Origin of the sequence: Acinetobacter sp. YH12106 (assembly GCF_013418995.1) — a bacterium.
Taxonomy (GTDB): Bacteria; Pseudomonadota; Gammaproteobacteria; order Pseudomonadales; family Moraxellaceae; genus Acinetobacter; species Acinetobacter pseudolwoffii.
The window spans coordinates 46,081-55,155 of the sequence record NZ_VPAV01000017.1; the positions used below are offsets into that span (position 1 = coordinate 46,081).

Genomic DNA, 9,075 nt, shown 5'->3' on the forward strand with positions numbered 1-9,075 from the left:
TAAAGAATTGAAAATCATTAATAGCGCATATAAAACCGACATGGGTATTGGGGTGATGATTGCTTATTGATTGCTGTATATCTGTGTTGATACCTAGCAAAACCAGTTTGAGTGGAGCTCCTTAACACAAAGTCAGCCAAGTCGCCACACCGACACTCATTTTGAAGCTATGTCTCAAGATGATCTCAATAAAATTTAGACTGCTTTTCAACATCATCAGGGTGCTATTGGGGTTCGATCTTATCGAACAATGATTGCAACGTTAGGTGATGATCATAAAGGATCACGCTATTAAGAGTTCATGCTTGAATGATCAAATTGTATTGGTGACATATAATATCGATTCCGCACCCGGCATTGGTTCGATTCAAAAAGATGATATTGTCGAATTTTATAGTGAATATAAATAGCGAGAAGGGGGATGTGGCGCACTGGATGCATCATGATTGTGCCCGAAAACATGTGTATGGCCGGTTAAAACATCAAGGAAGAACCTATCAAGAAGGTTCTTCTCATTAGAAAAAATGAAGAATGCTGCTAAATGCTCTTCATATCTCGTATCTGGCGACTTTTCCAGGAAGGTGCTACTTTAGCTAAATAAGCATCCATGCACCAAATCGGGCCAATAAGAAGGAATTGAAGGTCTTTAAAGAAAGATGGCTTTTTGCCTTCCACTTTGTGGCCATAAAACTGACCAATCCAGGCAAAAACAAATAGGCCAACATAAAAACCGGCACCGACTGGCAGAATCCAGATTAACCAGGCCATGATCAATGTTAAAGCAGCCATTGCAACTGCCAAAACAATATCTAGTCGGGCATAGAAAATAAAAGCCAGAGCTAGCAGAAGGGCGGTCAGTAAAGCACTAAAGTGCGCAATAATGCCAATAATCGAAAAATAGATAGTCGGTACGCAGACCCAGTGAATCAGCTTATTGGTTTTGTTTTGATGACTGTCACTATATTCATCCAGCCATTCAGATATTGTTTTCATTATTCGCTCCATTCCATGAATACGTTGTGCTTGCCTGAAAATATAAAGCAGAATCTAGGTTTGGTCAAAAGTTAATCGTGCCAAAACGTGAATTTTATTTGGCGAATTTGCAACATTCAAGCTGTAATGGACAGGTAGCTGGAGATAAGAGGAACTATAGATTGATTGTCATTTTTCTATAACTTGAAGTTAATAAAAAAGCCACATTACTGTGGCTTTTGGTTAAATGTATTGCAAGCTAAATCTTAAGAATTTGGACCAGCGACACGCTCAATACTGACATTGCCAACACCGGCATTGGTAATGCCGAGTTTCTTCGCTGCGCCATAAGATAAATCGACGACACGGTTACCATGGAATGGGCCGCGGTCATTGACTTTAACCACTACGCTTTTACCATTATTTCTATTGGTTACACGAATATAACAGTTCAATGGTAGGCTACGATGAGCAGCAGTCATTGCATTCATGTCAAAGGTTTCACCGCTTGCAGTTTTACGGCCGTGGAACTGGCGACCATACCAAGAGGCTGTACCTGTCTGACTGAACTTGCGTACAGTATTAGAAGCCACGGTATTCAGTTTTTCAATCACTGAAGGCTCTTCTGCAGGAATTTCAATTTTCGCTGCAATGGTTTCACGGCGAACTTTATCGCCAGAACGCTCAGTGATTGAAAGGCTGTTCAAATTGGTGAAATTTGAATTGAAGCTTTGAGCTTCTTTATTTAATACACGCGTTGCAAGGCGCGAATTGTCATTTTCGTGATTAAACGAAGATGACGGAACCATATCTGCCTGCGATTGCGTCAGTGTGACTATCGTGGCAATGGCCATAAAATACTTCAAAATTGAAGAATGCATCGAATCAACTCCTAACAGCATATCGCATGGATTTGTTCATAAGTAACTGAAAAACCATGTAAACACGCCTGATATTTAACTTATGCAACTACATTTAACGAAATGGATAATATTCATGCCTGCAATATCCTGTCTAGTGTTTAATTAAAATAGTTTAAAAAAGAACTTAAAATAAACAATGAGTGATTAAAATATGATCAATATTGTAACATGATATTAAAATTGATCAATATTTGCTCATAATCACTCATAAAAATGTTGACTTTAATAATTTGTATTAAATTCTCATGTTAACGGCTGGTAATTTCTGTACCTAATAACCACAATGCAGTGGCATACATTCGGCTGCGATTATAAGTAGTAATCACTTGAAAATTTGGATAAGTAATATAGTAAATATGCCCATAATTTTCTTGTAATTGAATTACATTGACCAAGTCTAGATCGTCAATTTGAACAATAGGATTCATTGGGCTAATCCCTTGTGTTTTTAACACACCATATGGGCTAGGTTGGGTCAGATCTTTGGCAATTACCGCATCCGGGTTCGAGCCACTATAACGGGCCGGAAAAGCAATCGGTTGATTACGCTGCCAGCCATGCTGGGCTAAATAGTTGGCAATCGAGCCAATCGCATCTACTGCTGAATTACGCAGGTCAATATGTCCGTTACCATCGTAGTCCACGCCGAATTTTGGAATATTACTTGGCATGAATTGTGGATAACCGACCGCACCTGCATAAGAGCCGACGATAGAAGAAGCTGAAACGCCATCTTTATAAGACCAGGCAATTAATGCCGCCAGTTCATCTTGAAAATACTGGGCACGACGCTCATAACCAAAACCTAAGGTGGCCAGCGCATCACGGGTGACAAAAGAACCCTTATTGGTTCCAAAGCCGGTTTCTACCCCTAAAATTCCGAGAATGATTGACTGTGGTACACCAAACTGCTGTTCAGCGCGATTCAGCGTTTCCGCATATTGCTGTTTAAAGCGCACACCGCGTTGAATGGTCGACTCAGCCAGAAAGTTGGTTTTATAAGAATACCAAGGCTTGCTTTCACCTGGACGATTCATAATATTGATGATATTGGGCAGGTTACGCGCCCCGTTCATGGCTGAATCGACTTGCTGGGCACTCAGTCCATAATTTTGCATGGCAGTCTGTTTAAAACTGGCATAAGAGGGATGAGATTGGAAATCGTTGGCCAGACTGAAACTGCTGAGACCGAATGCGGTCAATGCGATTGAAAGCTGTTTAAATTTTTTATAAAAATTCGATTTCAACATCTTGGTACGATTTCCAATTTTTGATAAGTTACGGGCAATGTTATTTGAATCATGCCATGAAAAAGATTGAGAAATTTTTTCAATCATGAGGCTGTAAAAACCAGATTAAAGATAACATTCGGATGATTAAGAGACCTAGATGCATATACAAAAATAGTGAAAGACTGGTTATTTTTGCGTCAGTTTGCCTTGTGGAGCTGCTTATCTGTAACAAGCTATTTCATTGAACATAAAAAAGCCTGACCGAAGTCAGGCTAATTTTAAAAAATCACTCTTAGATGATTCTATGCAGACCTATTCTGTATAGAACAAGGTGTCATGATATTCAGCCATGGCGCGAAGCTCATCCTTGTTCAGATTGAGAATGATTTTATCTGCAGCCATATTGATGGCCTTAATCACAGCAGAAGCACCAATATCTGCTGCCTTGCGTTTGATCATGCCAAGATCCAAGGTTTTATTAAAATCGACCATAAAGTGACGTACCGTCGCTTCACCAAACTGCTTATACAGGTTGCTAAACATTTGTTTGTCGATACTCTGACCGGCTTTTAGTTCCGCATAATGATGTTTTAAATTGGTCACCAGATTGGCATCCAGCGACTCACCAATACGGATTTGTCCTTCAGGGTCTTTAAACAGACTACGTTCAGAGAAAGCAATAGATTGCTTCACCACATCATTCGGCGCTTTACTCAATAACTGTTTCAGCAATACCGCCACAGTTGACTTGATATAGCCCGCCAGTTTTTCCGCAGTATCGCGCTTATCACTTGCAGGAAAACGACGCACCAGTTCCGTGAGAATCGCATCAATAATTTCATCATTAATCATCAATGCGGTTTTATCACGGAGTGGGTAAAGCGGCTCATTTGAATTTTTATTTTGTTGTGCAGTCTGAATTGTATTTAAAAGCTCTGCAGAAGGAATAAAACCAAAAAATGGCATTGTTAAACCTCAATGTTTTTATTGTCGCGCTAATCGAATAGGGCGAGGCATCCATGTTAAATCCGATACACGGCAAGGGTTGATATCCAATCCACCGCGGCGTGTATAGGTTGCGTAGACCATCAGCTTTTCCGGTTTCAGTTGTTGCCAGAGATCGGCAAACATCTGCTCCACGCATTGTTCGTGAAAACCGTTATGCTGACGATAAGAAATAATATAAGCCAAAATACTCTTATAACAAGGTTTTTTGCCCTGATAGCGTATAAATACTGTACCCCAATCCGGTTGTCCAGTGACTGGGCAGTTACTTCTTAATAAATGTGAATACAGCTGGATTTCAACTTCTTCGGTATGGTTCGCATCCAGAGCCAAAAGACTCGCATCAGGATGATTTTCCAGACGTTCCGGAATTAGTTCATCAATGCAGATGCCTTCAGGTTTGGCAACTTCCAAGTCATCAACCTGAAATAAATCTAACGTAATCTCTGCGCCAGCCGCAGCAGATAAATCTTTTTCCACCGTGGCGATAAAGTCAGCTTGAGATTCAAATTTGGCAAAATTCAAACTATTAAAGTAGAGCTTGAGTGATTTGGATTCAATCAGATTCGGCGAAGAAGCAGGCAGGCTGATCCGTCCAATTGCGACTTGCGGCACACCGGCTGAATTTAACCAGGAAATTTCAAAAACATGCCACCAGTCGGCACCTTGCTGAATCGCTTCAACATGTGCGTATTGTTCACGGGCAGGCGCGCGCGAAATTGGAAACAGAACATCAGGCTGATATTCTGTCGGGTAATTGGTGTCTTTACCAAGGAGAGATTGTTCTACACTCATTATTCACGCATTCCTGAACCACGGGAGAGTAAATGATAGGCCAATGCATAGAGCAGGCCGCAACATAAGGTGACCACTGCAAGTGAAACAGTTACATTGACATCGCTATGTCCTAAAATGCCATAGCGGAAGGCATTGACCATATACACCACAGGGTTGATCAAAGATAAATTTTGCCAGAATGGACTTAAGGCAGAAATTGCATAAAACACACCGCCTAAATAAGTCAGTGGCGTTAAAACAAAGGTCGGGATAATCGAAATATCATCAAAAGATTTGGCATAGACGGCATTGATAAAACCACCCAAAGAAAACAGCAGGGAGGTAATCAATACGGTATAAATCGTCACAAACCAGTTGGTAATGTATAGATCTGCAAAAAACAAACTCACGGCACTAACAATAATCGCCACCAGTACTCCACGAATCACACCGCCCAGCACATGTCCCCAAAGAATGGCATGCATCGGTACCGGACTCATGACCAGCTCTTCAATACTCTTTTGAAATTTTGAACTGAAAAAACTGGAAGAGACGTTGGCATAGCTGTTGGTAATCACGGCCATCATGATCAGACCGGGCACAATGAACTCCATATAGCTATAGCCGCCCATGTCTCCAATCCGCGAACCGATCAGATTGCCGAAAATCACGAAATACAAGCTCATGGTGATGGCAGGTGGTAACAAGGTTTGCGGCCAGATCCGCATAAAACGGCGGACTTCTTTATATACAATGGTATATAAAGCTACGCTGAGTTGATTAATGTTCATTGCGCAGCTCCATCCAGATTTTTTTCGACCATTTTGACAAAAAGCTCTTCCAGACGATTGGATTTGTTACGCATACTGCGTACCTGAATATTCTGTGACTCCAATAGCTGGAACAGATCATTCATGCTATGTGCCTTGTCCATGGTAATTTCTAAGGTCATCGGGTCGATTAAATTAAAACGTACCCCGATAATCTCCAGATGCAAAGGTTCAATCGGTGCTGCAAGATCAAAAATAAAGGATTCTTCATTCAGCTGACTTAGGAAGCTCTTCATGCTGGTGTCTTCTTTAATCACACCACGATCGATAATCGCAATGCGGCGACACAGCATTTCGGCTTCTTCTAAATAGTGGGTGGTGAGAATGATGGATGTCCCTTGCTCATTCATCTCGTTCAAAAACTCCCACATTGAACGACGTAATTCGATGTCGACACCCGCAGTTGGTTCATCCAGAATCAAAAGTTTCGGTTCATGCATCATGGCACGTGCAATCATCAAACGACGTTTCATACCGCCCGACAGCATACGCGCCTGCGTTGCACGTTTTTCCCATAGGCCCAGCTTGGTCAGATAGAGTTCAGCCCGTTGCTGTGCAATTTTTTTAGGAATCCCGTAATAGCCGGCTTGCGTCACCAGAATGTCGAAAGTTTTTTCAAACTGGGCGAAGTTAAATTCCTGAGGAACCACACCTAAACACTGTTTGGCTTGGGAGGGATGGGTATCCAGGTTATGACCAAAAATTTCGACTGTGCCGGCGGTTTTTTTTGTTAATGAACTGATAATACCGATGGTGGTGGATTTTCCGGCGCCATTTGGCCCCAGAAGTGCATAAAACTCACCTTCTGGTACATTTAAGTTGATTCCTTTTAATGCCTGAAAGCCATTGCGATAGGTCTTTGACACATCTCTTAAGATCAGTGCATCAGTCATGAATATCTCAAATGGTGAAAAGTTGAGATATTGTGAGTGATCTTGGAAAATAAGCCAAGTGATTCACATGGAATTCTGTGTTGCTGTTTTGGAACATTGTATAAAGTCTAAGCATAAAATGACGAAGTTATAGATAGTTGCTTTACCTTATGATTTTTTTTGTTATGATGTGCATCGCGCGCTCATAGCTCAACTGGATAGAGTACAGGTCTCCGAAGCCTGTGGCGTGGGTTCGAGTCCCGCTGAGCGCACCATTTTCTTATTTCTTACAACATAAAAATCTCTCTAAATTAAATCTTTATACCAGATTGCTTTTCATAAAACATTTTATTCAGTGCCACCATATAGATAGCATTGCTTAAATCGAATCTCAAACTCTGTCTTTTCACTTTATTCGATACTGCTCAAAAATAATCTTAAAAGTTTTCAGACAAACAAATGATATGCTCATTTTCTTTTACTTATTCTGATTCTATATTTTGAGTTGATGCGCTGATTCACAACAGCTTTAGGTGTTTTAAATACGAGAGCTGATTGCAATGCAGAGTACGATTCTTTGAATATCTTGAGGATGAAATAACTCAAATGTTTTTAATAAACCGATTTTTGAATAGATTATTTATTGAGTAAAATTCATTAAAATAATTTAAAGGTGAAAATATTGAAGTGAGTATCCTGAAATAGATTATGCTATTCACCAAGCTTGAGTAGCTGATTTCTGTATTTTTTGGGTAAGCCATATGATAGAACTACGACATTTAAAAACACTGACAGCGCTAAGAGAACATGGATCACTGGTTGCAGCAGCAGGAGATCTCTGTTTAACACCTTCAGCTTTGTCTCACCAATTGCGCGAACTCGATCAATGGTTCGGGGTTGAAGTGGTCAATCGCCGTAGTCGCCCTGTGAGTTTTTCTAATGTAGGTTTACGTTTGTTGAAACTGGCTGATGATGTGCTACCACAAGTACAGATAGCGCAAAGTGATATCACACGTATTGTGCATGGACAGACAGGCCGTATTATATTCTCGTCAGAGTGTCATAGTTGTTTTGACTGGCTAATGCCACTTTTGAATCAGTATCGTATCCAATATCCAGATGTTGATTTGGATTTTGCTTCGGGCTTTGAAGCCAATCCGCATGAATTGTTACAAACGGGCGAGTTTGACTTGCTGATTACTGCCGATCCGATTGCACTCAAAGGTGTGGAATATTTCCCGGTATTTGAATATGAATCACGTTTGGTGTTGTCTAATACACATCCTTTAGTACGTGCCCAAGAGATTACGGTGCAGGAACTGGCAGAAGAAACATTAGTAACTTATCCGGTAGATAAGCATCGTCTGGATATCATGTCACGCTTGTTTATTCCTGCGAATATTTTGCCAAAACAGATTCGGACGACCGATCTGACTCAAATGCTGATTCAGCTTGTTGCCAGTGGTCGTGGGATTGCGGCATTGCCAGATTGGGTGGTAAATGAATATGAAGAGAAGGGCTGGGTGACTTCGCGCCGTCTGGATTGTGTAGCCCCTGAAGGCTTACGCCGTACTTTATATGCAGGTTATCGAACTGAAGAAAAACAGAAAGATTACTTTGAGGGATTCTTAAAGCAGCTTGACCGATTCTCTAAAAAGCGAGCACAGTATTACACTTGATCCTAATCTCAAAGGAGCAGGCTCAATAATATGAATATTAAGGATTCTGTTCCTCTTCATCCTGATGTTGTTGACGGATTTGGTCTCTTTTTACCTGAGGGTCTTTATCTATGCCCAGCTGACCGCGCTTCATCTCTCGATCCTGTTTTTCTTGTGGGTCCAATTCCTCTTCTGGAAATTCTTCATTAATTTTTTCATCTGGATGAGTCATCGCAATATACCTTTTCTAGAAATATAGATTTGTTTTGATCGATTTAATATCGGGTTTGAGTACATTTGTTTATTGTATATGAGCGACTTTATTACACTGTTGTTTTATAACTGATTTGATTTTATAAATTGTGATGCTTGTAAGTGTGTTTATACAGTACATTTTAAATAAAAATTAGTGCTTTATGTTCAAAATAACAATGGATTATATCTATAAGAAAATTACTTTTAATTCGGCTAATTACAGCGGTTCCTGTAGAGGTTTGCTAATTTCTGAGTAGCGCTTATTATTCTCAATAATTTAAAAAAATAAATTTTAAAAAACTGAATAAATTAATAAAGGATGATGTGAACACATATTGAGCTAAATTAACTTAAATTAAAATTTTATAGAAATCATATATTTATGCTAAAAATATTTTCTTCTAAAAAGAATAATATTTGGAAACGCAGATTCAAATCTCAAGTGCGACACATTTGTAGTTAGTTGAAAAAGTTAGGTGTATTCGTAGAATCATTGGACTTTTTCAACTCGCAATTGGAAAGCACACAATGAAGAAATACACCCAACTTTC

Annotated in this window: 11 protein-coding genes and 1 tRNA gene; 4 read left to right on the top strand and 8 right to left on the bottom strand. The window is 40.0% G+C overall.

The window, feature by feature from the left end:
* Positions 1 to 269 precede the first annotated feature (269 nt).
* Positions 270 to 410 carry a DUF3465 domain-containing protein gene (locus FTU45_RS15630; protein WP_347929327.1) on the top strand — a complete coding sequence of 47 codons (141 nt, stop codon included), beginning with the start codon at positions 270 to 272 and terminating at the stop codon, positions 408 to 410.
* Positions 376 to 519: a DUF3465 domain-containing protein gene (locus tag FTU45_RS15635; protein ID WP_347929744.1), complete on the top strand. Its 144-nt coding sequence runs from the start codon at positions 376 to 378 to the stop codon at positions 517 to 519. The genes FTU45_RS15630 and FTU45_RS15635 overlap by 35 nt, the downstream gene beginning before the upstream one ends.
* An 18-nt stretch (positions 520 to 537) precedes the next feature.
* On the opposite strand, the gene FTU45_RS11645 is transcribed toward FTU45_RS15635, so the two are convergent.
* The 7 genes from FTU45_RS11645 to FTU45_RS11675 form a co-directional block, all read right to left on the bottom strand.
* Positions 538 to 993, bottom strand: coding sequence for a DUF962 domain-containing protein (locus FTU45_RS11645; protein ID WP_005097532.1), 456 nt, complete (start codon positions 991 to 993; stop codon positions 538 to 540).
* A 245-nt stretch (positions 994 to 1,238) separates the two neighbouring features.
* Positions 1,239 to 1,853 (bottom strand): septal ring lytic transglycosylase RlpA family protein, encoded by a 615-nt coding sequence (locus FTU45_RS11650; protein ID WP_005097531.1) that lies wholly within the window; start codon positions 1,851 to 1,853, stop codon positions 1,239 to 1,241.
* 290 nt (positions 1,854 to 2,143) lie between these two features.
* Positions 2,144 to 3,145 (bottom strand): lytic murein transglycosylase B, encoded by a 1,002-nt coding sequence (mltB, locus tag FTU45_RS11655; RefSeq protein WP_074383547.1) that lies wholly within the window; start codon positions 3,143 to 3,145, stop codon positions 2,144 to 2,146.
* A gap of 294 nt (positions 3,146 to 3,439) precedes the next feature.
* Positions 3,440 to 4,093 carry a hypothetical protein gene (locus tag FTU45_RS11660; RefSeq protein WP_005097528.1) on the bottom strand — a complete coding sequence of 218 codons (654 nt, stop codon included), beginning with the start codon at positions 4,091 to 4,093 and terminating at the stop codon, positions 3,440 to 3,442.
* A gap of 18 nt (positions 4,094 to 4,111) precedes the next feature.
* On the bottom strand, positions 4,112 to 4,927 hold the full coding sequence (gene queF / locus FTU45_RS11665) for an NADPH-dependent 7-cyano-7-deazaguanine reductase QueF (protein WP_100329030.1): 816 nt from the start codon (positions 4,925 to 4,927) through the stop codon (positions 4,112 to 4,114).
* Complete coding sequence (locus tag FTU45_RS11670; protein WP_005097525.1) at positions 4,927 to 5,700, bottom strand: ABC transporter permease; 774 nt, start codon at positions 5,698 to 5,700, stop codon at positions 4,927 to 4,929. The genes queF and FTU45_RS11670 overlap by 1 nt, the downstream gene beginning before the upstream one ends.
* Positions 5,697 to 6,632, bottom strand: a complete 936-nt coding sequence (locus tag FTU45_RS11675) for an ABC transporter ATP-binding protein (RefSeq protein ID WP_005170164.1) — start codon at positions 6,630 to 6,632, stop codon at positions 5,697 to 5,699. Before FTU45_RS11675 ends, FTU45_RS11670 begins: the two co-directional genes overlap by 4 nt.
* A gap of 178 nt (positions 6,633 to 6,810) precedes the next feature.
* Between FTU45_RS11675 and FTU45_RS11680 the strand changes: the two genes are divergently transcribed.
* Positions 6,811 to 6,886, top strand: a tRNA-Arg gene (locus tag FTU45_RS11680).
* A gap of 486 nt (positions 6,887 to 7,372) precedes the next feature.
* Positions 7,373 to 8,290: a LysR family transcriptional regulator gene (locus FTU45_RS11685; RefSeq protein ID WP_180076430.1), complete on the top strand. Its 918-nt coding sequence runs from the start codon at positions 7,373 to 7,375 to the stop codon at positions 8,288 to 8,290.
* 37 nt (positions 8,291 to 8,327) lie between these two features.
* Here the strand turns inward: FTU45_RS11685 and FTU45_RS11690 are convergent, their stop codons facing one another.
* Complete coding sequence (locus tag FTU45_RS11690) at positions 8,328 to 8,501, bottom strand: hypothetical protein (protein WP_180076431.1); 174 nt, start codon at positions 8,499 to 8,501, stop codon at positions 8,328 to 8,330.
* Positions 8,502 to 9,075 lie beyond the last annotated feature (574 nt).

Bases quoted from the DNA above. Each gene is read 5' to 3' on its own strand.
- FTU45_RS15630 (WP_347929327.1), top strand. From the start codon at position 270: ATGATCATAAAGGATCACGCTATTAAGAGTTCATGCTTGAATGATCAA.
- FTU45_RS15635 (WP_347929744.1), top strand. From the start codon at position 376: ATGATATTGTCGAATTTTATAGTGAATATAAATAGCGAGAAGGGGGAT.
- FTU45_RS11645 (WP_005097532.1), bottom strand. From the start codon at position 993: ATGAAAACAATATCTGAATGGCTGGATGAATATAGTGACAGTCATCAA.
- FTU45_RS11650 (WP_005097531.1), bottom strand. From the start codon at position 1,853: ATGCATTCTTCAATTTTGAAGTATTTTATGGCCATTGCCACGATAGTC.
- mltB (WP_074383547.1), bottom strand. From the start codon at position 3,145: ATGTTGAAATCGAATTTTTATAAAAAATTTAAACAGCTTTCAATCGCA.
- FTU45_RS11660 (WP_005097528.1), bottom strand. From the start codon at position 4,093: ATGCCATTTTTTGGTTTTATTCCTTCTGCAGAGCTTTTAAATACAATT.
- queF (WP_100329030.1), bottom strand. From the start codon at position 4,927: ATGAGTGTAGAACAATCTCTCCTTGGTAAAGACACCAATTACCCGACA.
- FTU45_RS11670 (WP_005097525.1), bottom strand. From the start codon at position 5,700: ATGAACATTAATCAACTCAGCGTAGCTTTATATACCATTGTATATAAA.
- FTU45_RS11675 (WP_005170164.1), bottom strand. From the start codon at position 6,632: ATGACTGATGCACTGATCTTAAGAGATGTGTCAAAGACCTATCGCAAT.
- FTU45_RS11685 (WP_180076430.1), top strand. From the start codon at position 7,373: ATGATAGAACTACGACATTTAAAAACACTGACAGCGCTAAGAGAACAT.
- FTU45_RS11690 (WP_180076431.1), bottom strand. From the start codon at position 8,501: ATGACTCATCCAGATGAAAAAATTAATGAAGAATTTCCAGAAGAGGAA.